The 26096-nt window shown below is 37.8% G+C and carries 21 protein-coding genes and 1 pseudogene; 3 read left to right on the forward strand and 19 right to left on the reverse strand.

The features are described from left to right. Positions 1 to 9: 9 nt before the first annotated feature. From Q2T41_RS02790 to Q2T41_RS02815, 6 genes and pseudogenes are all read right to left on the reverse strand, one after another. Positions 10 to 1496 (reverse strand): annotated as a pseudogene (locus Q2T41_RS02790) (xylulokinase). Between the two features lie 231 nt (positions 1497 to 1727). Then, positions 1728 to 2054 (reverse strand): response regulator transcription factor, encoded by a 327-nt coding sequence (locus Q2T41_RS02795; RefSeq protein ID WP_304434850.1) that lies wholly within the window; start codon positions 2052 to 2054, stop codon positions 1728 to 1730. Continuing rightward, a complete protein-coding gene (locus Q2T41_RS02800; protein ID WP_304434851.1) occupies positions 2051 to 2368 on the reverse strand; it encodes a response regulator in 318 nt (105 codons plus the stop codon). The genes Q2T41_RS02795 and Q2T41_RS02800 overlap by 4 nt, the downstream gene beginning before the upstream one ends. 640 nt (positions 2369 to 3008) lie before the next feature. Further along, complete coding sequence (locus Q2T41_RS02805) at positions 3009 to 4721, reverse strand: PorP/SprF family type IX secretion system membrane protein (protein WP_304434852.1); 1713 nt, start codon at positions 4719 to 4721, stop codon at positions 3009 to 3011. Positions 4722 to 4798: 77 nt separating this feature from the next. After that, complete coding sequence (locus Q2T41_RS02810) at positions 4799 to 6025, reverse strand: TolB-like translocation protein (RefSeq protein WP_304434853.1); 1227 nt, start codon at positions 6023 to 6025, stop codon at positions 4799 to 4801. Positions 6026 to 6182: 157 nt separating this feature from the next. Then, positions 6183 to 6326, reverse strand: coding sequence for a hypothetical protein (locus Q2T41_RS02815; protein WP_179213150.1), 144 nt, complete (start codon positions 6324 to 6326; stop codon positions 6183 to 6185). A gap of 235 nt (positions 6327 to 6561) precedes the next feature. Between Q2T41_RS02815 and Q2T41_RS02820 the strand changes: the two genes are divergently transcribed. Continuing rightward, positions 6562 to 7014: a ferritin-like domain-containing protein gene (locus Q2T41_RS02820; protein WP_304434854.1), complete on the forward strand. Its 453-nt coding sequence runs from the start codon at positions 6562 to 6564 to the stop codon at positions 7012 to 7014. Between the two features lie 166 nt (positions 7015 to 7180). On the opposite strand, the gene hpf is transcribed toward Q2T41_RS02820, so the two are convergent. From hpf to sbnA, 5 genes are all read right to left on the reverse strand, one after another. Then, entirely contained in the window at positions 7181 to 7483 is a 303-nt protein-coding gene (gene hpf, locus Q2T41_RS02825) for a ribosome hibernation-promoting factor, HPF/YfiA family (protein ID WP_089259885.1), read from the reverse strand. An 11-nt stretch (positions 7484 to 7494) separates the two neighbouring features. After that, a complete protein-coding gene (locus Q2T41_RS02830) occupies positions 7495 to 7893 on the reverse strand; it encodes a VOC family protein (RefSeq protein ID WP_089259884.1) in 399 nt (132 codons plus the stop codon). Between the two features lie 91 nt (positions 7894 to 7984). Next, positions 7985 to 9454, reverse strand: coding sequence for a type III PLP-dependent enzyme domain-containing protein (locus Q2T41_RS02835; protein WP_304434855.1), 1470 nt, complete (start codon positions 9452 to 9454; stop codon positions 7985 to 7987). Beyond that, positions 9429 to 11264 (reverse strand): FAD/NAD(P)-binding protein, encoded by a 1836-nt coding sequence (locus tag Q2T41_RS02840; protein WP_304434856.1) that lies wholly within the window; start codon positions 11262 to 11264, stop codon positions 9429 to 9431. The genes Q2T41_RS02835 and Q2T41_RS02840 overlap by 26 nt, the downstream gene beginning before the upstream one ends. Continuing rightward, positions 11258 to 12262: a 2,3-diaminopropionate biosynthesis protein SbnA gene (gene sbnA, locus Q2T41_RS02845; protein ID WP_304434857.1), complete on the reverse strand. Its 1005-nt coding sequence runs from the start codon at positions 12260 to 12262 to the stop codon at positions 11258 to 11260. The genes Q2T41_RS02840 and sbnA overlap by 7 nt, the downstream gene beginning before the upstream one ends. A 330-nt stretch (positions 12263 to 12592) precedes the next feature. On the opposite strand from sbnA, the gene Q2T41_RS02850 reads away from it, so the two are divergent. Continuing rightward, positions 12593 to 13057 carry a (2Fe-2S)-binding protein gene (locus Q2T41_RS02850; RefSeq protein WP_304434858.1) on the forward strand — a complete coding sequence of 155 codons (465 nt, stop codon included), beginning with the start codon at positions 12593 to 12595 and terminating at the stop codon, positions 13055 to 13057. 53 nt (positions 13058 to 13110) lie between these two features. After that, positions 13111 to 15315: a xanthine dehydrogenase family protein molybdopterin-binding subunit gene (locus Q2T41_RS02855; RefSeq protein WP_304434859.1), complete on the forward strand. Its 2205-nt coding sequence runs from the start codon at positions 13111 to 13113 to the stop codon at positions 15313 to 15315. 67 nt (positions 15316 to 15382) lie between these two features. Here Q2T41_RS02855 and mqo read toward each other — a convergent pair whose 3' ends face one another. The 8 genes from mqo to Q2T41_RS02895 form a co-directional block, all read right to left on the reverse strand. Then, a complete protein-coding gene (gene mqo, locus Q2T41_RS02860; RefSeq protein ID WP_304434860.1) occupies positions 15383 to 16879 on the reverse strand; it encodes a malate dehydrogenase (quinone) in 1497 nt (498 codons plus the stop codon). 147 nt (positions 16880 to 17026) lie between these two features. Continuing rightward, positions 17027 to 18352: a DUF3570 domain-containing protein gene (locus tag Q2T41_RS02865; protein ID WP_304434861.1), complete on the reverse strand. Its 1326-nt coding sequence runs from the start codon at positions 18350 to 18352 to the stop codon at positions 17027 to 17029. Between the two features lie 22 nt (positions 18353 to 18374). Then, positions 18375 to 18587: a DUF4266 domain-containing protein gene (locus Q2T41_RS02870; protein ID WP_089259877.1), complete on the reverse strand. Its 213-nt coding sequence runs from the start codon at positions 18585 to 18587 to the stop codon at positions 18375 to 18377. After that, positions 18584 to 19528, reverse strand: coding sequence for an FAD:protein FMN transferase (locus tag Q2T41_RS02875; protein ID WP_304434862.1), 945 nt, complete (start codon positions 19526 to 19528; stop codon positions 18584 to 18586). Before Q2T41_RS02875 ends, Q2T41_RS02870 begins: the two co-directional genes overlap by 4 nt. Before the next feature lie 36 nt (positions 19529 to 19564). Continuing rightward, entirely contained in the window at positions 19565 to 20002 is a 438-nt protein-coding gene (locus Q2T41_RS02880) for a thioredoxin family protein (protein ID WP_304434863.1), read from the reverse strand. Positions 20003 to 20084: 82 nt separating this feature from the next. Next, a complete protein-coding gene (locus tag Q2T41_RS02885) occupies positions 20085 to 21227 on the reverse strand; it encodes an efflux RND transporter periplasmic adaptor subunit (protein WP_304434864.1) in 1143 nt (380 codons plus the stop codon). 10 nt (positions 21228 to 21237) lie between these two features. Beyond that, on the reverse strand, positions 21238 to 25572 hold the full coding sequence (locus Q2T41_RS02890; RefSeq protein ID WP_304434865.1) for a CusA/CzcA family heavy metal efflux RND transporter: 4335 nt from the start codon (positions 25570 to 25572) through the stop codon (positions 21238 to 21240). Between the two features lie 77 nt (positions 25573 to 25649). Then, positions 25650 to 26051, reverse strand: a complete 402-nt coding sequence (locus tag Q2T41_RS02895) for a hypothetical protein (protein WP_304434866.1) — start codon at positions 26049 to 26051, stop codon at positions 25650 to 25652. Positions 26052 to 26096 lie beyond the last annotated feature (45 nt).

Genomic DNA, 26096 nt, shown 5'->3' on the forward strand with positions numbered 1-26096 from the left:
ATGTTGATTTTATTTGTTGTTTAAGATTAATTCCAATTCATTTTTCCATGCGGCATATGCTTTTTCATACCCCGTTTTGTCCGTTTTGGGACTAAAGGTTGTCACATAATCATTCTCTAAAATTGCCTTGCCGTATGCCTCAAAATCTCCCTTATGCAAATTAGCGGCCCTGGCCGCACCAATAGCACCGGTTGTATTATAAATTTCAATATCGTACCCTATTAGCGTTGCCACGGTGGAAGAAAATATTTCCGACCTAAAAAGGTTATCGTTTCCTGCACGCATGACATTGACCTTTATACCGTCTGATTTCATGATTTCCATGCCGTAAACAAAAGAGAAAGCAATACCTTCCAATGCCGCCCTACATAAATGTCCTTTGCCATGATTGTTCAAGTTCAGGTTTACGATCCTTGTTCCAATATCCTGATTTTTAAGCATTCTTTCCGCTCCGTTACCAAAGGGTATTAGCGCAATACCATCAGAACCGATCGGTACTTCATTGGCAAGGGTGTTCATTTCATCATAGGATGCTACATTAAGGTTGTTCAATAACCAACGGTATTGTATTCCAGCACCATTAATACATAATAACTTACCAATTCTTGCAGGTTGCCCGGGGTATAGTTGACATGCGCAAAATTATTTACCCTAGAACTTTCCTTGACCGACAAATTATCCGTAACCGCATAAACTACACCAGATGTACCACCAGTAGCCGCCACTTCACCCGGTTTAAAAACATTTAAGGTCAATGCATTATTGGGTTGATCGCCGGCCCTGTACAATATAGGTGTGCCAAGCTTAATGCCACTTTCCGTTGAGCCCTTCTCGTTTACGTTGGATTGTACCGAAAATGTATCAACAATATCAGGAATCAGTTCTTTTTCCAAACCATAATGATCTAACAATAGTTGGGCAACGGCATCATGTTTAAAATCCCATAAAATACCCTCTGACAACCCTGATACAGTTGTATTTACCACTCCCGAAAATTTATAAGCAATATAATCCCCAGGCAGCATGATCTTGTAAATTTTAGCGTATACCTCCGGTTCATTTTCTTTTACCCACTTTAATTTAGAAGCGGTAAAGTTTGCAGGAGAATTCAACAAGTGGGTATCGCATACTTCCGGTCCAATTTCTTCATAAGCTTTTTCGCCAATTTCAACTGCCCTACTATCGCACCAAATAATGGATTTACGTAACGGGACACCATCCTTATCTATTAGGACCAATCCGTGCATTTGATAAGAAATGCCAATACCGGTAATCCCCGTTGCATTAATATGGTATTCATTACATAAGCGTTTTATGCCACTACATACATACCCCCACCAATCTTCCGGGCTTTGCTCTGCCCAACCATTTTTAACCGCCTGCATGGACATTTCTGTCTCCGGTTCCGTAACTACACCAATACTTTTGCCTGTTGAAGCATCGACTAAGGCAATCTTTATTGATGAACTTCCTATATCTAGTCCTAGATGATACATATTTATTGTGAGTTGATTTTAGCTGTAATAAGTTAAACCAAAAATAACTACTATACGCCCACAACATGTTTATTGCCACGAAAATAAATAGTAGAGCGCTATATCCTGTAGGTCAAAAAAACAAAAACATCCTATAACAAATTAAAAATCAATTTGTTATAGGATATTTTACTGTTCGAAAATTATCGAAAGGGTTTTCGTAAAAGGCTATACTACTATAATTACAATCTGCTAATATTCCTCCAATTGGTTTTGTAACCGTTCCAATTTGGTAAGTGCCTCTGATTTGGAATTTACATCTAGTTTAAGATAAATGTTCTGGATATGGAAATTGACCGCGCTGGGTGTCACGAACAGTTTTTCCGCTATCATTTTATACGTTGCACCTTGACATAGAAAATCTACGATCTGGTTTTCACGTTCAGAAAAGAAAGCAAACGTTCTTTTATGGAAATTGCTTATAAACTTTTTTACGATATCATTGCTCATAGCAGCACCTTCCTTTTCTATACTGCTTAAGGCATGCTCAAGTTTATCCAAGGTCAATGGTTTGGTCAAGTATCCGTTGGCCCCTTTTTAAAAGCTTTTTTAATAACTTCAAAATCATTGATTTCACTGAACATAATAATATTGATACCCCAGTTCTTTTTCCTAAATAATTTAATGGCATCTATACCATTAATATCATCCAAGTCAATTTCAGATAACACTATTTGTGGCCTAGTATGCTTAAAATCCTTTAAGGCTAGGTTGGCAGAAGTATAACTTCCAACTAGTTCATAATCTTCCAATGCATCAAAATGGTTTTTATAAACAATGTGCATTGAGCTATCTCTTTCTAAAATTATTATTCGAGTCTTAGTATTTTTCATGTCTTCCAATATTTAATACTGTCATGCCGGGAGCCGCACAACAAAAGTTTTGTTTTAAATACAATTTGGAATCTAAATACGTACTTGAAATTTTTACAAAATCTACCCTAATACACTTATACCCTGTAAAAGGATATTGTATTAAAAGGCGTAAAATTGTCCTATAAAAATTCTGTACTGAAGTAGTAGTTTAAATTCCGGTTACAATTTAAAATCTAGCTATTGACTTGTCTAGATGTAAAATTGAATGAATTAAAACGCAAACAACTTTTTAGGAAAATGATTTCTAAAAGGAATCCAGAAATTGAAAAATTACGATGAATGAAATCGCTTAAAAATAGTAGGTAATTGTTTTTCATGGTTTTGGGGGGATTTGGGGTTAAACAATGTTTACAATTAATTTGGTTCGAGAAATATATAGTTAAATGTTATAACATCGTTAAAATCATAAGAATTTTCGTTCAAATGCAATGTTTTGAATAAAAATGCTACCGTTCATCGATGTTTTTACTTTCCCCAAAAAAAAAATTATGTTCAACCAATAAGAAAAAAAGGAGGGGCACCCGTTATCCCCCCGGACAACACCCCTCCTTTTATTGACAATTTAAATCAATCATAAATCCCCGTTATCTAAATCATATTATTCAATACTCATATCATCGTCTTCAAACGTGTTGGATACTGTAGCAGTGGTTTCATTCACCTGCATTATCCATTTTTCATCATTATACTTACCGTTTAAATTTGTACTTGCGGCCATTTGGGCCTCATTCTTATAATCATAATCTGCCAGGTATACATAGTAAAGTCCGTTTTCCTTATTATAAAATTGTTTTGGATCTAAGCCTTTTGACCTTAACTCTTTCATAAAAGCATTTAAATATTTTGTTTGGCTGTATACATTGGCAATTACATAATATCCGGAATTCATTCCTATAACATCTGAATCTACCATCATCTTTACGGGCAGTTCCTTGAAATTGGCCCTTCTGCTGTTTGTATTTGCAATTAAAGATTCATCTTTCTTATTTATTTCATTGGCTACATAGGCAGTGGGTTCCTCTGCACTGTAGTCCTGTAACGAATTCTTGATGGTGGTGTCTATATCATTTCTTAACATCCTAACAATAAGATTGAACCTTTCTTCGAAAGCTGCAATTCTTACTTCTTCAATAGAATCTTGCCTCATGATCAGCTCATCCAAGACCATTTTATTCTGGTAGGCCAAATCTGTTGCACTTGCACTATACATCTCTTTGGCATTGCTTGTTTCCATTGCTTTTTCCACGTTTTTGGCTTTGCTAGATGTTCTGGCATTGTCGCGTTCCTCTATAAGGTGGGCTATTTGTTCTTCGTAGTTTCGCACAATATTATCTATTTGATTATCTGTACTATTATTCGCAACGGTAATGCCCAAATCATCATCCTTAAACGTATAGGCCAATGTTATTTCATGGTTCCAACCCAAATTGGCATCTTGCTTTGCAATATCTTTTTCCATTAAATATCCCAACGACATTTTCTCGCTTAGATTAAACCCAAGACCTGCAGATATACCGTAATCCCGATCATAAGTAGTTTGAATCCATCCATAATTTGGCATATCCAACAATAATGAACCAAAGTAATACAGACTACTGTCATAATTTTGTCCTACCTGCACCATGGGCATAAAACGGGCATTTTCAAATAGCCCTCTAGAATTTTTAAAGTCATGGGTATACTGCATAGAGGCCTTGACACTTTTTGTGGAAAATTCTGTTAAAAACTCATTGGTTGTTTGGTTATATTTCAACAAATCCTCAGCGTATAGGCCAAAATCAAACTTGCCCAATGATAGATTAATACCTGGTTGAACAGCTATTTTACTTTCTTTTCTGGCCTCTGATAGTTCTGGATCTTCTTCACTGATCACAATCCTATTTTTGTCCAACCCTTGATTAAAATAGGTAATATTGGTACCGAACGTTAATACCGATTTATCAGCCAAACGTACAGAGGAGGCATAGTTGGCATTAAAACCAAATTCCTGGACCACACCGGCCCATTGGCTATATACCCCTATACCTACGGCTGTTTGATCACTTAGCTTGTTACTGAAGCCTAAGAAATAATTTTGGCTATTATCATCGAACGTGGCATATTGGTTTCTATGAAGAATATTTAAATATGATTTATTCTCTCGTACCAAGGAATAAGTGGGGTTAATAAAGAACCTATTGAAATATAATTGATTGTGGTACGTACTACTGGACCCAAGATTGGCATTGGTTTCCTGGCTTTTTACAGTCTGGATCAGAGCCAACAGGAACAAAGCAATAAGAAAACTATTGATTTTTAATGGACTTTCCATAACGTATGATTTTATGATTAAAGATTTATTTTGTCTGGGGTTTGGGGGGAACTATTTCAATGAATAATTGGGGGAGTTTATTCATCATCAAATACAGAACTTGAATACTGCATTTGTTTATCTGTATTAAATGCTTCTAAAAAACGATAATCTCTATCTTTTTCACTAGCCGGCTTATCATTTAGGTTAAATGCTACGTGATTTCCTATTCCAGTAGTAGAATCCCTATTGGAGACTACAAATCCGGAACCATCTTTTTGCAACATGTTTACAGAATACTCATCATATGCGCTATTAATGTTTTCTCCCATATTTACGGCAAGGCCTACATTTCTTTCCCCTACCTCAACAAGGTATACATCTAGGCCTCCAAAACCTTCATGGCCTTCTGATGCAAAAACCAATTGATTGTTGGAAAGTGGATTAGGATGCATATCATCTTTGACGGTATTTACCTTTGTTCCAAGATTTTTTGCCATACCCAGGCTTCCATTTTTATGAATGGTGGCCACATATATATCATATGCCCCAAAACTGCCCGGCATATTGGAAGCGAAAAATAAACGATTACCATCTGGAGATACGGCAGGGTGTTTTGCGGAATAGTCCGAAGGGCATACGGCCACCTCGGTGATTTTTTTCCATTCGCCCGCTATCTTATCGGCCTTGTAGATTTTATGTACTTTCCTTTTTTTCGAAAAAAGCCCTGTAACCGGCTTACGATAGGTTGCCTTACTGAAATAAGCCGTGTTACCGCCATTGGTCAACGCTACGGGTGGTGCATACTCGCCGTCTAGCTGAATATCATTGGTTCCGGTTGATACCATTTCTGTATTGGAAGAAGTGGTGTTCCAAGGCAAAAAATTGGACCTATTATTGGAAGAGAGTTCTGTAGGTGCCACATAATGGGTCATTTTGTAGTCATCCTTTACCAGTTCCGTCCAGTTTTCATCACTAATTTCATTCTGGACTTTTTTACCCAATTGGGAAACGGCATGGTCGTATCTTTTCTGATAGCTTTTATTTAAGGTTCCATCTTCTGAAACCTCAATTAGCCTACCATACCAATACAGTGCATTTTCGTATTTTTTAGAAAGAAAATTGGCATTACCAAGGTCTTCAAAAATTTCTTCATCTTCATAACCGAGCGCTTTTAACTTATTATAGTTTTCAGTACGTTTGGAAATTTCCGAAACCTTACGTTGTTGAAATTTGGTGGGTTCTTGATTCATGGCCAAATTTTGACCATAACCCACTGTAGCCATGCAAGCAAGCAAAAGGCCACATTTAATTGAATTGTTCATGATTGTAGATTTTGGGGGTTAATACCCCAAAGTTCCAATAACAAATTCAATACGTTCTTAATAAAAATTCATAGGTTTTTATAAAATATATGAACCAATTCATTCATAAACCAACTTAAGTTATTGATAATCAATTACTTTTTAAAATTTACAGCCCCTATGAATTAATTTTTTTCTTTTTCTTTTTATCCGATACATATTTATATCCTAAATAGGCCAGCTGTAAACCTACTGCGGCAATCTTTAATTTTCTACTACGTACTAGAAGTTTAGCAACTCCGAACAAAGGTGATAATCCCATAATTCATTCATTTTTATGTGAATCACAAATTACCATTAGTACTAGAGTTTGCTTAACTCTATCCATTTAAAATATAGGCATAAACCCACTAACTTATTGATAGAATGCAAAACATATATTAAATTATGCTTACAGCAAAACTCTTGATGTTTAAGGTCAACTAAAGGTCTTTTTTCAATCTAATTTAGAGTTGAAATGAAACCGTAAGGATTACCCTTACATAAAACAAAATAATATGAACACAGATATAGAAAAAATTGAAAATCGTTTAAAAGACTTAGTTTCCAAGAACGAAGATGCCATAAAAGGTTTTGAAAAAGCATCTGAAAATGCAGAACAAGTAGGTATAAAAAGTTATTTTGAGAACAGGGTTGTAGAGCGTATGCAATTTTTAAGGGAGTTAAGGGCCGCAGTGCCGGAACTGGATTTGGGCAGCGTTGAAATTAAAGGTAGTGCTGCAGGAGCCGTTCATAGAACGTGGATGGACGTTAAATCATTTTTTGCCGGAGATAATGACGAGGCCATGTTAGAAGAGGCCGTTAGAGGAGACAAGGCCGCTATTGAAGATTACGATAAGGCTTTAGCGGAAACCATGATACCTCCCAGAGTCAAAGACCTTATAAGAGCGCAAAAAGAGAAATTGCAGAACGACCTGGAAACTTCTGAAATATTGGAAGAATATAGGTAACAACAAACAAAAGCCCTTGCAAATGCAAGGGCTTTTTTATTTTCATAAGCATTAATTATCTACAAATTTTTACGAGGTCTTAAGACTTTTATTCTTTCGCTTTTTTTGTAACCATTGCTTATAGAACTTTTTACCAAAATAAAGTATTAGGGCCTTCTTCATTGTTTTAATAGGTTTTTAGTTTATCCTTCCTTTTTCTTAACTGTCGCTCCAGTTCACGTACGGACTCACTCACCGATTCCTCAAAATTTTCGTTACTGGCTTCAGCAAAAATTCTGGGACCGGGCAAACTCAATCTAATATTACAGATTTTACCCGTATCAGTAGATGATGTGTTTTCATCCTTAAAAAACACATCTGCCCGTATTACATCATCAAATTTAGCGTGCAGTTTATTTAATTTTTCCTTGGCAAACGCTTCAAGCCTATCACTTGCCGTTACTCCGTCATACTCATATATAATATCCATATATCTATTTTCTATTTATCAACGTTAACCATCCAACCAATTCCAAAACGATCGGTACATCTACCAAAATGTCCCCATTCACGTTCCCTAAATTCATGATGAACCTGTCCTCCACTGGATAAATCCTTGAACAATTGTTTTCCCTCGTCCAAATTATCCAAATCAACACTCATATTAATCTGGTTTCCATTGTTCAAAGGGGTATCTGGTGAAGCATCATAAGCCATAAAATGAACGCCTTTACCTTTTAATTCCGCATGCTGTAATTTTTGACGGTATGATGACGGAACATCTATTTCCTTATCTTCATACGTTTGCCTATTCTTTACTTCCGCACCAAACAAATTGGCGTAAAAATTCAATGCCTCTTGGCAGTTTCCGTTAAATGCTAAATATGCTTGTATTTTCATTTTATATTGTTTTTATACAAGGTACAACAAGAAGCATTTTTGGTTTGGCTTATACCATTTTCTTATTGATTCATTTCATTTTGCTCAAATATTACTTCAATACAATCTTATTATCATCAATAAATTGAAAAAACGATAACTTTTCATCTGTACCTGTATACATCAAATTAGTGGAAAGATCAAATAAATGTGCCTCCGTTTCGAAAAAATGCATCATATAACCAGCTGTATTTACAAAAGCGACATAATCCCCAATGGCCGGTAGCCTGTTTAAGCTTATTTTTCGCTTCAATAACACATCCCTTTCTAAACAATATGCTCCAGTAAAAAATACATCAACGTTCTCCTTATCTAAAGTTTCACTGGTATGAATTATATATGGATCCAATAGAAAATCTGCGCTTGAGCTCATCATCTGGCTCATATTCATCTCAAGACCAACCAACCATTGTTTTTTGGCATCTTGTTTTCTATAGACTACTTTGGCAATGGTCATGCCTACTTGGTCCAATAAGGAACGACCAGGTTCTATCCTAATTTCAAAATGGTTTTTACGCAGTAATGCTGCCAAGGATAATCTAGAATCGGCATCTACAAAATCCAAAACTTCTTTTAAAAATGAATTTTTGTTTACCTTATTGAAGTACGGATAGGTATTTAATTTTCCACGTAACTTACCATCTTCTAACCTGTACCCCAACCCATTATCATTGAAGGTAATGGTATTGTTTCCGGTTGTAACGGCTTTTTGTAACGAATCATTAAAATCTATCCATTGGCGTTCATCTTCTAAATAATTCATGAGAATACCCCCGCCCATATCAATAAATGTAATAGGATACCCTTTTCCTTTTAAGTCATTTCCAATTTTAATACACGTTAATAGTGCAATACTACGCTGGTAGGTTGAATATCCGTCCAAATGAAAATGAAGTCCTGTGACATCTAAGTTTTCAAAGGTCTTTGTATCACCTACATATGATTCAATAAAATTTGTGACTTGGTCAATATCAAAACCAAACCTGCTATATAACTTTTCACCATTGACCTCAAATCCACTTATACGGAAACCAACTATGGCCCGCAGACCCATTTTTTTTGCTACTTGTTCCGTTAACACACATTCATCCTCGTTATCTAAAATTATTGGAACCTCATTTTTTATGGCCAGTGCTATTTGTTCTTCAGTCTTAATGGCCGATGTCAATACTAAATTTTTACCATTTCCTCCTAGGGCCAAAGATTGTTCCAACTCTTTAAAACTTGCGGTATCCACTCCTATGCCAGATGCAAACGCTTGTTTTACCAAGCCCTTGGATTTATTGGCCTTTCTAGCATAGAAAATTTGATATTTTAATTCGTACGATTCAAATAAATCTTTATAACGTGCACAGTTAACGTTAAATGTAGGTAAATGGTGAACATTAATGGGAGAACCGTACTTTTCCATTACCCCTCTTAATACTTCTTGGTCATTAAAAATTTCGTGCATCCAATGCGACGTAATTGGGGTCAACCCTTTTTTTTGATTGCCTTTATAATACTTGTTCTTCTCTTTCATAATGTGCTATTCTTCTATCTTTGTTCTGTAGGACCTTACAAATATTTTTGGCCCAGATCGTAGCAAAATCATTGCGGGTACGCGAAAGGGTATCATTATCATACGTTATACCCTCTGTAGGTGTTCCGTAAAACGTAAAGGCCTTATTGACCTCACCATATTCATTTACTGGATTTCCATTTTTATTTAAAGCGATACAACCGGGATGATAAGTAGAACTTGATGAATTTATAAAAGGAGTGATATACTTGTTTTTCTCTAAATTCTGATAAAGTTTATTTTCAAATCCCTGCTGTCCGGCCCTGGGAATGGTAGCATTGATTAAAAATTGAACCTTTGTTTTTTTTCTCTTTTCCCCAAATAGCGACCATTCCCCATCATCATTACCTTTCACCACCGTTACCGATTTTGCAAAGGAAAAATTTAATAACCCACTGGTATGAAGCGCCAATATTTTTTTCATGTTCTCAATAGGTGGTCCGTACGACAGCCTATTGAACAGCCCAAAATAAAATGTGTCAAATTCTTTATGCGAAGCTGCATCCAAACCGCCATAACTATATAGTTCATTAAACAAAGGACTTATTTTTCTCCAGGTACTTACGGCCGCAATAAATGGACTTTTATCAGCCCCCAATTCCGCTTCATGAATTAAAAATTGAATATACTCCCTTAATTCCCCATTAGTAATATTCCTTTTTTCCGCAAAAGGATTTACAATATGCTGCCAACTAAAATAGGCAACATCTCTAAATTGCTTATGAAATTGCACTACTTGCGCCCTTATCTTCTCAAAATCAATACCTCCCTTTAGCTCCCAACCATATTGTTGAAATAAGGTACGGTAATATGCCCAATAGAATTCTTTCTTTATTAATGGCAAAAGAGTCTCATTAAAGTTGATTGGTCTTCTCGCTTTTATTTTGATAAGCGCTTTCTCGGTAAAAAATTGAAGGGGTTTATCATCTAACGGGGTTCCATCCCTGGGAACCATTGGCAACCCAGACCTTGAAAATAGATGCATTTGTTTGGGTTCCTGACCAGATGCCACGTAGCTAAAAAAATTATCCGCATTTTTAATAAAATTACCTCCCCTACCTTCCGTTAACCCTAAAACGGCATCTATGCACGTTAGCCCCATTCCCTTAATCGCCACAGACGTTCCTGGCGCTACCACAACAAGTTTTTTATCGGTAGGGTATATAAAGCCAATATTGTTCTCGGATGCCCGTTTCGGCGCAATGTGAGATTTATATGTAATGTGCCCCGTGGTAAATAGGATTTGATCTACCGCTATTGTTGATTCTTGTTTTTTTTCATTTGTATAATACAAGGCAAAGCCCTGTTTACTATTTTCCACATTTACCACCCAGCCTATGTGAGGTACAACTTTAACATTAACAGGTAAATGGCTTATTAGATTATGATAGCACTCATTTAAATATGTACCCACCTTTGCCCTAGGGGCAAAATCAGTAGTTGAACTATTTTTCACATTTCTTTCCTTCAACCATGCTACAAAATCTGGAGTATGGTTTGTTATCGGCTTTGGTAATTGCTTGGGCCACACGTTAATGTTTCCATTGGCGTAATTCATGATAAGGCAGTACGGCTGATCGGTTCTATACACATCACCTGCACCAAAAAAGGAGGTACTATTGAAAATATGAACCTCAACATTTTTTGAGATTGCCCTATCTTTCAAAAAAGCCGTAAGACGCTCAAGACCATACAGGCCCTTAGGTCCAAAACCTACAATTGCAATCTTGTATATATGTTCATCGTTCATTTCATCCATTCCTCTTACCATCCACCTAAAGGGGTAAATGCGGATTTACTTTCCGGCAATTCCCTTAACAGCCATTTTTTGTTATAAATAGTATCCAAATACCGTTCACCGCGGTCGCAAAGAAATAATGCGCAATTGCTGTCTTCCCCAATCTTATCCGCATACTTTCTTACCGCACTTATCATACCGCCAGATGAACCACCACAAAGTATTGCCTCTTTTTCTAACATAGACCAACACCCCCTAGCGCAATCAACGTCATCAACATATATATAATCATGTATTCTGGAAGTATCCAAAAATTGTGAGGGCACTCCTGCACCATGACCTGGAATAAGTCGTTTTAACGGTGGACCGCCAAACAACACACTACCAACTGCATCTACAGCAATGATTTTGGTGTTCAAATTATTCTCATATATAAAATCGGCACAGCCCATAAGCGTACCACAAGTACTTGTGGCAACAAATAGATAATCTAACTTTCCATGCAGTGCATCTAATATTTCCGTCATAGTAGAATGATGGGTCAACGGATTATCCGGATTACCATATTGGTTGGTCCAGAAACTATTGGGTATGGTATTTAACAACCATTGTACCCGTTCTAACCTTGCCCCCAAGAACCCCCCATTATCCAAAGGTTTGGTTACCCTTTCAATACGTGCGTTATAGGTTTTCAATATTTTTTCCGTGTGTGAATTCAATTTTGGGTCCACCACTACCACAAGCTGAAGTCCATAGTACAAACATGCCTGGGCCAGGCCTACGGCCATATTCCCGGAGCTGGACTCCACAATAGTATCTCCCTTTTTTATCCTGCCATTTTCCAACGCCTGCTTAAGAATAAACAACGAAGTCCTGTCCTTTATACTTCCTCCCGGATTTGCAGCCTCTAATTTGCCATATAGATTAAACTTTTTCTCTTCTACCATATTTGCAAGATTGACCAAAGGAGTACTTCCAATAGTGTCTATAATAGATTCTGATAGTTTATGTGTTATATTTTGAGTTATCATATGCTACGAATTTTGACCATGTTCAAGTTACAATGAGCACAGTCTTTTTGTATTTCATAAAAATACCCGCATCCTGCGCAAACAAATAGCACAATACCATCTATAAATAGCTCTTTTACCTTTAGAAGCAATAATTTGCAAATAAAGCACAGGTATACTTTTTTTGTTTAAATCTCCCCTCATAAATCAAGCATAAATACGAGCTCTTATTAAGTCACCCTTTCAATGCCATACGCCTTGCTAATTTTAACGCTAATTAATTGGAATTTTATGACCGATGCATATAAAAAATCCTTAATTTCAAAGGACTCAAACAAACAGTAAAAACAAATGGCTAATTTCAGTTTAAAAATCAACGGAAAAACAGAACAAGTAGATGTTGACCCTACCACCCCAATGCTCTGGGTGCTACGCGACCATTTACAAATGGTAGGCACCAAATTTGGTTGTGGTATAGCCCAGTGTGGCGCCTGTACGGTACATTTAAACGATAATGCGGTACGCTCCTGTCAACTTCCGGTCTCGGCAGTTGGAGAGCAAGCAATTACGACTATTGAAGGACTCTCAGAAAATGGCGACCATCTTGTACAAAAAGCTTGGTTAGAAGAGGATGTATATCAATGTGGCTACTGCCAAGCCGGACAAATCATGAACGCTAGTGCATTTTTAAAAAAGAACCCTAACCCAACTGATGAGGAAATAGAAAATGCCATGCACGGAAATATCTGCCGATGTGGAACTTATACGCGAATAAAAAAGGCTATTAAAAATGCCGCTAATCTACAAAATGCGTAGTTTTTTTACCCCTTTAACCAAAGGGTTGTTCACCTCCATAAAATTTTAAACAAATGACACTCATAAAAACATCAAATAACAGACGCTCCTTTCTTAAAAGCAGTACACTTGCCGGTGGAGGCCTTTTATTAGGTTTTAGCTGGTTGGTCTCATGTAACCCAACACCGGAACAGGTAAGCAGAATGCCCAAAGAATGGTTCAATATCAACGCCTTTTTAAAAATTGGCGACAACGGCATTGTAACGATTGCATCACCAAACCCTGAAATTGGTCAAAATGTAAAAACCAGTATGCCCATGATCGTTGCGGATGAACTCGGCGTAGACTGGAACAATGTAATCGTTGAACAAGCACCATTGAACACAGAAATCTTTCAAAGGCAAATAGCCGGTGGTAGCCAATCTATTCGTGCAAGCTGGGAAGGTCTACGTATGGCCGGAGCCACCGCAAGACATATGTTGATCGCTGCCGCTGCTGATACGTGGCAGGTACCTGCTTCGGAAATTACCATTGAAGCAGGTGTTATTGCACACAAAGGTTCCGATAAATCCGCAGGATTTGGTGAGATGGCCTCAAAAGCGGCCACCATACCCGTACCCGAGGAAGTAGTGCTAAAGGATACCAAGGATTTTAACATCATTGGTACCGATAGACGTAATGTGGACGGACCAAACATTGTAACAGGAAAACCATTATTCGGTATCGATATTCAAGAAGAGGGCATGTTAACGGCAATGATCGTACATCCGCCAGCTTTTGGAATGAACTATAAATCAATGAATGCAGAATCCGTATCATCCATGCCCGGGATAAAAGAAGTATTTCCCATAGATGTATACCCTGATGACATGGAACAACAATGGTCTGACGGTGGCGGTATTGCAAAACTGGTAGCAATAGTTGGCGAGAGTACGTGGCAATGTATGATGGCAAAGAAAGCGCTGAACGTTGAATGGGAAAACTCATCTACCCTAGAAAGTACGGCTTATCATGAAGAGGCTTTGGAAAAATTACTGAATACCAACGCCAAGGAACCGGCACGAAACGATGGTAATGTCACCAAGGCTTTTAACCGTGCCGCACAGGTCATTGAACGTACCTATAGTGCACCCTTTCTTGCGCATAATACCATGGAGCCCATGAATTTTTATGCTGATGTCACCGCTGAACGCGCAATACTGAATGGGCCTATACAAACCCCGGAATTTTTGGAAAAATCCTTGGCTTCACGTCTAAATCTGCCGGTAGAAAAAATTGATATAAAAATGACCCGAATGGGCGGCGGGTTTGGAAGAAGACTCTATGGTACCTTTGGCGTTGAGGCTGCGGTAATTTCGCAAAAGATGCAAGCCCCTGTAAAATTGGTCTATACCCGTGAGGATGACATGACACAAGGAACGTACAGACCCACCTATAAAGTGAAATATAAGGCCGGTTTGGACAAGGATGGAAATTTAATTGCCTGGCATGTAAAAGGCGTTGGCTCCAATGACGACCTCATTTTTGAAAATAGGTTTCCAGCGGGTGCGGTAGATAATTATAAAGCGGAGAAATTTGTTCTAGAAACCAATGTTACTACAGGAGCATGGCGTGCGCCCCGTTCAAATTTTGTTGCAGGTGCGGAACAATCCTTTATGGATGAAGTTGCCGAAGCGGCCGGAAAGGACCCTATAGAATTTAGATTAGAATTATTTGACAGGGCCATGAAAGATCCTGTGGGCAACCCTGAAAAGAATGATTATGACCCAGAACGTTATGCAGGTGTCCTTAAGTTGGTCAAAGAGAAATCTGGTTGGGACGGAAGTGTAAAAAATGGCATAGCAAGAGGAGTATCCGCTTATTATTGCCATAATTCCTATGTTGCCCAAGTGTTGGATTTGGCCAAGGATTCCAATCCGCCAAAAGTAGATAAAGTTTGGTGTGCGGTAGATTGCGGAATCGTAATCAACCCTATGGCGGCAAAAAATCAAATTGAGGGAGGTATTATAGATGGTATTGGTCATGCCACTTATAGTGAAATGACCTTTATTGAAGGTAAACCCCAACAATCCAATTTTGATACTTACCGCTTAATTCGGTATAAAGAAGCGCCAAGGGAAATAGAAAGTTATTTTGTGGATAACGGCATTGACCCCACAGGACTTGGAGAGCCTTCATTACCACCGGTGGTAGGCGCATTGGCAAATGCCTTGTACAAAGCAACCGGTCAAAGATATTATAAACAACCGTTTATTACGGAAAAACCTGTTTTAGGTTAATACCCTTATGCTATAGTGAAATTTGAAAACGCGGTAATGGGTTACATTACGGCGTTTTCTTTTGCTATTATTCCTGTACCAAATCGCGGTTTAAACCTAAAATTTCATTGGACTTTTTTAGGCAAGTATTAAACAAATTTTTGGTAACTTCCTGGGTATAAAACGGCACCATTTTTTTAAGTAATTGTGTACCCTTATCCGTAGTCATTATTTCGGGAAACGCTTTTTCCAAAACATTCAACATAATCTTCACGGAAGTAGATGCCCCAGGTGATGCGCCTAACAAACAAGTGATCTTGCCATCCTTACTGCTTACCAATTGGGTTCCAAATTCCAACGAACCGCCTTCAAATTCATCTTTTTTAATGGTCTGCACACGTTGACCGGCCACTAAAATTTCCCAATCCTCATTTTTGGCATCTTTTATAAATGTTCTAAGGGATTCCATTCTATCCTCAAAACTCATGGCAACCTGTTCTATAAGATATTTTGTTAGTGGTAAGTTGTGCCAAAACACGCCCCACATAGAAGGTATATTGTCAAAATTGATAGATTTCAACAAATCCAAATTTGAGCCTTCTTTTAAAAATTTGGGACTAAACCCTGCAAACGGCCCAAATAGAAGTTCACGCTTACCATTGATATATCGTGTATCTAAATGGGGAACCGACATGGGTGGATCACCTATACCCGCCTTACTATATACTTTTGCATTATGTTGTTCAATAATCTCCCTATTCTTACAGACCAGCCATTCCCCACTCACCGGAAAACCGCCGTAACCATCTTTTTCTTCAATTTCCACTTTTTGCAACAATAATAGACTGCCACCTCCAGCACCTATAAATACATGTTGGGCATCTAAGGTACTTTTTTTGCCATTTTTAAGGTTTTCCATTTTAAGAAGCCAATCCTCATCATGGTCTGGATCAATATCCTCTACCTCCGTATTAAACAAAACTTTTGTATTATATTCCTTTTCTAGTATGGCAAATAGATGTTCAGTTAACGCCCCATAGTTCATTTCTGTTCCCCTATCTATTCTAGAGGCGGCCATAGTCTCTTCATTTGTTCGTCCGCGTATCATTAGGGGAAACCAATTCTCCATCTTATTCACATCTCTAGTAAATGTTATGGTATTAAACATAAAATGCTCCTTCAACGCTTTATAACGTTTTTCCAAATAGTCCGCATTCTCTTTGCCCCTTACCCAACTATGATGTGGCACCGGATTTATAAATGATCTGGGTTCTTTAATTAATCCTTGGTCCACTAAATAAGACCAATATTGTTTAGAAATTTCAAATTGTGTACAGATATCAATTGCCTTGGTAATGTTTACATCCCCATTTTTATCCGCTGGCGTATAATTTAACTCGCACAAAGCTGAATGACCTGTACCGGCATTGTTCCATGCAGCTGAACTTTCTTGTGCCACTTTATCCAACCGTTCAACAATAAGTACCTTAAGATCTGGCTTTAACTGTTTTACCAGTAATGCCAAGGTTGCACTCATTATACCCGCCCCTACACATACTAAGTCATATTCTTTTCTTAACTCCATTCAAATCACTATTTTATTTCACTATAAACGTTTGAAAAGGTACTTATTTCAAATGGTATTTACTAAATGATTTGGCATTTTAAACCTTGTTCCAAAAACAAAAAACAGGCCTAGAGGCCTGTTTAATATCTTGTTTTAGCTAGCGGTTCAGTCCATTACAAACTTAAATCCTGCGGTAATAATACTGGAACTAAACGTTGTATTTCTATCGTATTTATAAAATTTCACATCAATACTCTTAAAACCTAATTTCCAAATATGCATTGTGGTAAAAATGTCCGTATACGATATACCCACTCCAAATTGATTTGCCGAATATTCCGATAAATCATAATCTGAAGTGTAAAATGTATCCGTAGACAAAGCTTCTTCATATCCCTTGAAATAATCTGCGCCAGACTGTTCGTAAAATCTGTACGAAGGATATACCGTAAACTTATCCGATAATTTAATGGGCAGTTCCACATTTGCGGTGTGTGACCTTATTCCCCAATCATCATTATAATACCGATAATAACTTCTTACAACAATGGTTTCATTAACAAACCAGTTTAAACGCACGCCCGCCGCAATTTTAAATCGGCTATCGGGTAATTGCTCTATGGCATCCGCAAGTTGAAAGTTTTCTATAAACGAATCGTCAACATCTGCAAAATATACGCGTTGAAACGGTGTGGAAAGCAACCCTTGTTGCCTAACCAAATCCAGTGCTAATGAACCTTGCAGATTTTTACCTAGAATTTGGGAGAACCCAAAGCCCAAGGTGTAAGAATTTCTGGATTCATCGGTAAATTTTTCAAACACAGGATCGTAATTGGCATTACCAATTATTGTTTTATTTGAAAAGAACCCATTGGCCAAACCATTGGCTCCGCTGGCAAATGGCCTCAACTCCGTGGGATAAATAGAATTCCAAGTATCGAGATATACATTTGCATTTATACTAACCTCGGTATTTTTCTCATTGAACAATTTGGTTAATCCTCCCCCAAAACCAACAGAAAAATAATCGTATTCCGAGGATACCGAAAGTTTACCTGAAACGATTGTATTTCTATCATCTGAAGTATGGCTATATGCGCCCGTAATATTTGCCCAAGTATCTGAACTTGAAGCTCCGGAACTAGCTACAAAAGGATCTGCCGGTTGTGCGCCGTCAAATGGATCAACATTACTTGATGATGCCGATGTATACGCTGAAACGCCTGCATCAATGGTTAACACGTCATCATCGTTAAGAGGAATGGCCACTACAAATGTCCCCGTAATGTCAATTAACTCTTCAGTTCCCAAACCTCCACTTACAGCGGCATTATCACCATCCTGTGAATAATAACTGGTCAAAAAATCCACCTCGGTAGTTTCCAAGACTCTTTTTTTATACGTCCTAACAGAATCTTGATTTTGCTGGGCATAGCCCGTTGCCGTTAGGAACAGTAATACCAAACTACCTATTTTCTTGAAAAAATTCATTTTTTGCAACTTTACGCACCCATTAATTACAACCACAACCTCCGCCTGTTTTACCTCCATTGGCCCCAGCGGCAGCTTCCCTATACGAATGCATAATCGTTACATTACGGTCCACCTTTTTATCCTGCAAAGCCATATCCGGGTCATTGATATTTATTTTTTCATATTCCTTTAAAACCGTACAGCTACTCAACGCGCTAATAACAAGCACCAGAACTAATAATGTTCGTATCATGATTTTTCTATTTCTATATTTTTTGATGTAATGATATTTCCTTTATCATCTATAATAATGCACGCTACTTTTGGCAATTGTTCAATACGATTTAACCCGACATTCTTACCCATTACAAATACCGATGTAGCGAGGGCATCTGCCAATTCCGCTTTTGGCGCAAACACTGTAACACTAATGATTCCCGTAGCCGGATAGCCACTCCTTGGGTCTATTATATGCGTATATCTTACATCCTCAAAAGTTACGTACTTTTCATAATTTCCGGAAGTTACTACCGCCCCATTGGTAATGGGCAATACAGCGAACACCTTGTTTTTGTCCATAGGGTTGGTTATGGCAACATTCCATTCGTTTCCATTTGGTTGCTTGCCCCAAGTATTCATATCACCGGACGCATTGATAATCCCTGCAACGACACCCTTGGCAATCAATACATCTTTAGCCTTATCTGCCGCATACCCTTTACCTATGGCTCCAAAACCAATTTTCATGCCTTTTGATTTTAGAAAAACCGTACTGTTCTCCTTATTCAGCACAATATGTTGATACCCTACTTTAGAAACGGAGGCCTTGATTTCCTCTGCGGTAGGCATTTCCTTCATGCTACCATCAAACCGCCAGATGTTGTCCATAGAGGCATAACTGATATCAAAAGCCCCATCTGTCAATTTGGAAATACTTATCGCCCTTTGTATAAGTTCAAATAATTCCGCATTTACCTGTACCGGTCGTATACCTGCATTTCTATTGACCTCAGCTGTCTGAGAGTTTGCGTCCCAAGAGGAAATTAGTTGCTCTATCCTTGTTATTTCATTGACAGCCAAGTCAATATATCCATTAGCTTCAACAGGATCTTTAGCAACCACCGTAATATCAAAACGGCTACCCATTAACTTCATGGTACGTTTATAGGGTTCTTGGGCAACCAATAGGCCCATATAGCACAGGGTTAGTATGAAAAAACTGTTCTTCACCTATTCAATAAAGGAATTTAGTTCATTTATATATTCAACGGGAGAAAGCTTTTTATAGCTTGTTTCACCATACACCTTACCTGTAGCGTCCATGACCACTACAAAAGGAAATATTCCGTTACCATTATATTTTTCAGCCAAGGCCTTGTTCTTATTCAATTGTTGAATAGGCAAGGCATTACTCTTTTTTCGCGGAAAATCTGCCTGTAGCATGACATAATGGTCATTGGCATATTCCCTAAATTCCTTAGTAGACCATACGCTCCTATCCAATTTAATACATGGAGTGCACCAATCCGAACCTTGAAAGACAAGGACAATTGGCAAATTTTTAGCTTTTGCCAATTCTTGTGCCCTAGTAAAATCTGTCTGCCAATCTTGAGCAAACGAAACGTTTATGTAAAGGATAGCACATAAAATGAAAACTACTTTTTTCATTGTGGTCATTTTTAAATTGCAAGTTTCAATTATTGTTCCAATTATTTCTTAAGGTATCTTAATAATTATGGTTTACGGTCATTTACTCTCCCATTAAATTAAACGCGCCCTTGGTCAAAAATTGCCTGTTTAAATTATCTCCCGATAGGTTCTCCAGAGCTGTCATTTCATTATAATCACCATTAGTTGTAACTGTCATCCGCTTAAAATAGTATTGATCATCCAATTTATCGTCAAGGACCAATATATAAGCTTGGTCATCTACAATGTTTATAGCCTCTGTAGGCAACGCCATTTTCTTTGTTGATTCCGTAATTATATTTGCTTCTACGAACATGCCGGTTAAAAAATTTGCCTTTTCCTCGTTTTCTAAATGTGCATGAACCTTTATTGTCCTATTTTCGTCAATAGAAGTCCCTACCAAATGCACTTGGGCCTTAAAAGTCTCCCTTGAAGATTCAGGAATTTTGAATTCGACCATTTGTCCTTTCTTGATATTCATGACATCCTTTTCAAATACGGAAAGTTCTAAATGGATATGATCATTATTAATAATCTCCATAATAGGTACTGCAGGGGAAACATACGTTCCTTTTGAAACATTCACCTTTGTAATACTACCCTCTATGGGCGCAAAAATTGATGCCACAGAACTAATATTACCTTTTTCAACCTGTTCTGTAGATATGTTCATCATATTTAATTGTTTACGTAAGCCATTATAGGTTGCAACGGCAGTTTTATAATCGCTCTGAGCCTTAAGAAAACTTTTCTGTGAAGAAATTTTCTCGTCTACCATGGTCTGCTGCCGGTCGTACTCTGCCTGTAAATAGCTTAGTTGCCCATGAATTTCCATATATTTTTGCTGTAAGGCTACGAACTCCGGATTTTCTATAGTCACCAATAATTGACCTTTACGAACCCGATCACCTATAAGCAACGGAGCCCTTTTAATATAACCGCCCATTTTGGCACTAACTACAGCCCTATTTTCCGGTGGTACATCTATCATCCCTGAAGTAGTAATCATAACCGGAAATTGCATTTCTTTAATAACATCCAACTTCATATTATTTTGGTCAAATTGTTCTTGGGAAATTTGAATACGGTCATCAGTACCTGCAACTGATTCCCCGCTTCCCTTGGGCGACTTTTCTTCACCCCCACAACTTACAAGAAATGCAAGCATTAATACGTTCAAAATTTTATAACTATGTTTTTGCATGATGCAGAATTTATAAGGTTAGGTAATTAATATTTGCGGCGGTTTGGTTATACTCCTTTAATTTTTCCAAATAGCCCAATTGAATATCATAGGCACTTTCCAAACTCTGTATATATTGATAGAAATCAATTTCACCATTTTTAAAACTAATCTGGGCAGTCCTTAATATTTCATCTGATAGTACCGTTCCCTCATTTTCATAATAATTGAGGGAATTTTGTATCTGCTCCAATTCCTTTAATAGGATGTTTTGTCTTAATTGCAGTTGAACCCTGTACGAAACCGATTCTGTCACTGCCCGTTCCTTAGCAATTTTTGACGCTTTAATTTTGGCGGCCTGCCCACTGAACAATAAAGGAATTTTCAACCCCAATTGATATCCTATGAGATTGTCGTTCAATGCTGAATTTGACCCTTGAAAGTAAGCTAAACTGATGTCTGGAAGCAATTGCTGTTTTTCAATAGTACTTTCTGCAGCCATTAGTTGCATTTGTAACTCATAAAAGGCCATCTCCGGAGAATTTTCAATTGGCGCATTCAATACATCCATTTTAAGATGAATTTTCTGTGATAATACCAAGCTATCTTCAACTTGAACCAATCCGGACAAATTACTATATGCAGTAGCCAATTCTTGTACGGCCCGTTCATAGTCCAAGTTAATTTTTCGTTGTTTTGAAGCCGCTGTTATCTTTTCCAAATAATTGGTTTCACCTAGTTCAAACTTTCTGGCGGCAACAGAAGAGAAATTGGCATACAGACTATCTAAACGTTTGTAGACCATTGTTTTTTTACGTGCAACCTGATATTCATAGTACCTAATTGTCACAGCTCTTTTTAAAGCTTTACGCTGAATATCGAATTCCGTTAGTACTAAATTGTTTTTTACTTTATTCACCCTCTTTTGGGAGAAATATTCAGTAGGAAAACGAAAATCCTGTTGCACACCAAATACTTTTAACGGCACCCCGTTAATGGCTAAATTATTTTCATCATACTCATAATACACATGGGTCTTATCAAAATTAAAGGCACTATTGACCATGGTCCTTGATACCTCAACTTTAGATTGCCCGGCTTTTATACCCATATTGTTTTCAAGGGCCAAGGATATCAATCCGTCAAGATCTTGAGTTTTTGTATTCTGTGCCGATGCGCCAACCGATAATAGCAGTGCAATAAAAGCGATACCATTTTGCAGCGTTGTTTTAGGAATTGGCTTTCTAGAATATTCATATTTATCAAAAATTGAATAGAGCACCGGTAAAACGACCAAAGTCAAAATGGTGGCCGTAAAAAGTCCCCCAATTACTACAGTTGCCAAAGGTCTTTGGACTTCTGCCCCTGCATTGGTAGATATCGCCATTGGCAAAAAACCTAGGGCAGCAGCTGAGGCCGTTAACAATACAGCTCTTAAACGGTCTGTAGTCCCTTGTTTTATCAACGCATCTAAACTGGGGAACGCCTGCTTCTTTAATTCCTTAAAATGCTCTATTAAAACTATTCCATTGAGTACGGCTATACCAAACAATGCTATAAAACCCACGCCTGCGGATATACTGAACGGTAGACCTCGCATCCACAACAGTACAACGCCACCAACAGCCGCCAATGGTATTGCGGAATAAATTATCAATGCTTCCTTTACCGATTTAAATGCAAAATACAGGAGCACAAAAATGAGCAATAACGCAATAGGCACAGCAATTAAAAGGCGGTCTCTTGCGCTCTGTAAATTCTCAAATTGTCCGCCATAGGTTATGGTATACCCTATTGGTAGTTTAACGTTCGCCATTATCAATGTTTGAATATCGTCCACTACAGATTGTAGATCGCGGTTACGAACATTAACCCCAACTACTGTTCGGCGTTTGGTATCGTCCCTAGAAATTTTTGCCGCCCCTTTTTTATAACTGATTTCCGCCAGTTCTGTCAAAGGCACTTTACCACCTGTAGGAATATCTACATATAGGTTTTTAAGGTCATCCAAATCTTTTCGCTTATCCTTTTCTAAACGAACCACTATATCAAATCGCTTTTCTCCCTCAAATACACTGCCTGCAGTTTTACCTGCAAATCCCATGGATACCAAATCATTCAAGTCTTGAATGTTCAATCCATAACGGGCAATTTTGGCCCGGTTGTAATGAACCCTCATTTCCGGTAGACCCGCTATTTTCTCAACACTTATATCTGCAGCACCTTCTACCGTTTTTATCAAATTACCTATTTCGCTCCCTTTTTGAGCCAGTACATCTAAATCCGGTCCAAAAATCTTTATGGCAATATCTGCCCTAACTCCAGTAATCAACTCATTAAAACGCATTTCTATAGGTTGGGTAAATTCTACTTCTATACCCGGTATTACGGCCAATGCTTTTTTGAACTTGTCCGCAAGTTCATCTTTGGAGGTTGCACTGGTCCATTCCCCTTTTGGAGCCAATTTAATGATAACATCGCTTTCTTCCATTGACATAGGATCGGTAGGAACTTCTGCGGCACCTATTCTGGTAACAACCTGTTGTACCTCCGGAAAGTTTTTCAATAGAATTTTTTCGATTTCGGTAGTAATTTCAACAGTCTTGCTCAATGAAGTCCCTGTTTTTAAAACGGGCTGGATTACAAAATCCCCTTCATCCAATGTAGGTACAAATTCACTACCCATGGTACTATATAATACTATTGCACCTAAAAGAAATACCGTTGCAACACCTAAAACAATTTTTTTGCTATTTAATGCCCATTCAATTATAGGCATATATTTCTTGTTCAACCAATTCATTAAACGAACGGAGATGTTCTTATCGGTTTGCTTGGAGGGCTTTATAAAGATTGATGCCGCTACCGGTACATAGGTAAAACATAAGATCATTGCCCCGATCAGCGCAAAACTAAATGTCAATGCCATAGGCCTGAACATTTTGCCTTCTACACCACTCAAAGACAATATGGGTATAAATACGATCAAAATGATCAATTGTCCAAAAATGGCCGAATTCATCATTTTTGAAGCTCCATTAAAGGTAATTTCATCTTTTAAATGCTGCTTTTCTAACTTTTGCAGACTATTTAATTCTTGCTGTTTCCTAGTAATCTCGAACGCTATGAATTCTACAATAATTACTGCCCCATCGATGATAATGCCAAAATCAATAGCTCCTAAACTCATTAAATTGGCATCTACTCCGAAAATGTACATAAGCGATAAAGCGAATAACAAACACAACGGAATTACTGATGCAACCACTAAACCAGACCTAAAGTTGCCCAATAAAAGTACCACCACAAAGATGACGATCAAACATCCTAAAATTAAATTTTCCGTAACCGTAAAGGTTGTTTTTGAAATTAGCTCACTACGCTCCAAAAACGGATTAATGTAAACGCCCTTTGGTAGTGAAGTTGAAATTAATTCCACACGTTCCTTGACCGCTTCTATCACTTTTTTAGAATTTGCATCCTTAAGCATCATCACCTGTCCTAAAACTTTTTCCCCTTCCCCGTTGCCGGTTATTGCTCCAAAACGTACTGCACTTCCAAAATCCACTGTTGCTATGTCTTTAATATAAATTGGAATACCATCATTTTTCACTACAATATTTCTAATGTCATCCAAAGAGGCAACCAAGCCTTCACCACGAATAAAATACGCCTGATTGACTTTTTCTATATACCCACCACCAGAAACGCTATTGTTATTTTCAAGCGCCCTAAATACATCACTAGCAGTAATGTTCATGGCGTTTAACTTTTGGCTATTGATGGCTACTTCATATTGCTTTAAAAATCCGCCCCAGGTGTTCACTTCAACAACACCGGGTATGCCTGATAATTGTCGTTTTACTATCCAATCCTGTATAGTTCGCAAATCCGTTGTGGTATAGGTGTCCTTATACGCTGGCTCCACCTCTAAAATATACTGGTAAATTTCTCCTAGTCCCGTAGAAATGGGTCCCATTTGTGGAGTACCAAAGCCTGAAGGAATGTTTTCCGATGCAGACGCTATCTTTTCCGCAATTAATTGCCTGGGCAAATACGTTCCCAGATCATCATCAAATACAATGGTTACGACAGATAGTCCAAATTTGGATACAGACCGAATTTCCTGAACTCCGGGTAAATTGGCCATTTCCAATTCTACGGGATAGGTAATGAATTGCTCCATATCCTGTGTAGACAGATTCCGTGATGTGGTAATGACCTGAACCTGATTATTGGTTACATCCGGTACCGCACCTATGGGAATCTGTGATAGTGCATAAAGCCCATACCCCACAATGAACAGAGTGAACAATAGTACTACGAGCTTATTCCTTAAACTGAAATTAATAATTTGTGAAAGCATCTTTTCATATACATAAATGTTAGTCGCCCAAATTCACAACAAGGAATTTGAACTAAATAAATTAAAAATCGATTATGTTATGAAAAGCGCGGGGGCTGTAAGATACCCTGGGTATGTAATGTGGATGTAGGCGCATGATAATGAAAATTTGCGGCGCTATAATCCAAAAATTCCACTAGGTTAAAATCTGCCTTATAGGTATTTATAAAAATGTCCGCTATACAGGTGTGGGACGTACTACTGTGATTAAACGGCAGTTTTTCATGGTCTTTCTTCTCTTCTTGATGGTCCCTTTGGTGCTCTGCCTTTAATTCACCATAATGTTTGGACAGAAAAACGATAATATTGTCCCCATACTGTTCATTATGGAACTGCGCATGCTCTATCAATTCATCCAATTGAACGATATCATCATAGTGCACGCCAAAACTTTGCAGCATGATCAGCGATGATAATAGTATGGAAAACAGCTTGTTCACTTTAGTAAAATTAATAAAATTATGTTTGCACAAGTTTCTTGACAT

It is taken from the genome of Maribacter confluentis (genome assembly GCF_030505015.1).
GTDB classification, from domain to species: Bacteria; Bacteroidota; Bacteroidia; order Flavobacteriales; family Flavobacteriaceae; genus Maribacter; species Maribacter sedimenticola.

What these genes read in the sequence shown, in the direction of transcription:
- Q2T41_RS02855 (WP_304434859.1), top strand. Translation starts at nt 13,111, where the DNA reads ATGACACTCATAAAAACATCAAATAACAGACGCTCCTTTCTTAAAAGC.
- hpf (WP_089259885.1), bottom strand. Translation starts at nt 7,483, where the DNA reads ATGGATATTATATATGAGTATGACGGAGTAACGGCAAGTGATAGGCTT.
- Q2T41_RS02835 (WP_304434855.1), bottom strand. Translation starts at nt 9,454, where the DNA reads ATGAAAGAGAAGAACAAGTATTATAAAGGCAATCAAAAAAAAGGGTTG.
- Q2T41_RS02820 (WP_304434854.1), top strand. Translation starts at nt 6,562, where the DNA reads ATGAACACAGATATAGAAAAAATTGAAAATCGTTTAAAAGACTTAGTT.
- Q2T41_RS02870 (WP_089259877.1), bottom strand. Translation starts at nt 18,587, where the DNA reads ATGATACGAACATTATTAGTTCTGGTGCTTGTTATTAGCGCGTTGAGT.
- Q2T41_RS02800 (WP_304434851.1), bottom strand. Translation starts at nt 2,368, where the DNA reads ATGAAAAATACTAAGACTCGAATAATAATTTTAGAAAGAGATAGCTCA.
- Q2T41_RS02805 (WP_304434852.1), bottom strand. Translation starts at nt 4,721, where the DNA reads ATGGAAAGTCCATTAAAAATCAATAGTTTTCTTATTGCTTTGTTCCTG.
- Q2T41_RS02850 (WP_304434858.1), top strand. Translation starts at nt 12,593, where the DNA reads ATGGCTAATTTCAGTTTAAAAATCAACGGAAAAACAGAACAAGTAGAT.
- Q2T41_RS02830 (WP_089259884.1), bottom strand. Translation starts at nt 7,893, where the DNA reads ATGAAAATACAAGCATATTTAGCATTTAACGGAAACTGCCAAGAGGCA.
- Q2T41_RS02880 (WP_304434863.1), bottom strand. Translation starts at nt 20,002, where the DNA reads ATGAAAAAAGTAGTTTTCATTTTATGTGCTATCCTTTACATAAACGTT.
- sbnA (WP_304434857.1), bottom strand. Translation starts at nt 12,262, where the DNA reads ATGATAACTCAAAATATAACACATAAACTATCAGAATCTATTATAGAC.
- Q2T41_RS02815 (WP_179213150.1), bottom strand. Translation starts at nt 6,326, where the DNA reads ATGGGATTATCACCTTTGTTCGGAGTTGCTAAACTTCTAGTACGTAGT.
- Q2T41_RS02810 (WP_304434853.1), bottom strand. Translation starts at nt 6,025, where the DNA reads ATGAACAATTCAATTAAATGTGGCCTTTTGCTTGCTTGCATGGCTACA.
- Q2T41_RS02890 (WP_304434865.1), bottom strand. Translation starts at nt 25,572, where the DNA reads ATGCTTTCACAAATTATTAATTTCAGTTTAAGGAATAAGCTCGTAGTA.
- mqo (WP_304434860.1), bottom strand. Translation starts at nt 16,879, where the DNA reads ATGGAGTTAAGAAAAGAATATGACTTAGTATGTGTAGGGGCGGGTATA.
- Q2T41_RS02840 (WP_304434856.1), bottom strand. Translation starts at nt 11,264, where the DNA reads ATGGTAAGAGGAATGGATGAAATGAACGATGAACATATATACAAGATT.
- Q2T41_RS02865 (WP_304434861.1), bottom strand. Translation starts at nt 18,352, where the DNA reads ATGAATTTTTTCAAGAAAATAGGTAGTTTGGTATTACTGTTCCTAACG.
- Q2T41_RS02885 (WP_304434864.1), bottom strand. Translation starts at nt 21,227, where the DNA reads ATGCAAAAACATAGTTATAAAATTTTGAACGTATTAATGCTTGCATTT.
- Q2T41_RS02875 (WP_304434862.1), bottom strand. Translation starts at nt 19,528, where the DNA reads ATGGGCCTATTGGTTGCCCAAGAACCCTATAAACGTACCATGAAGTTA.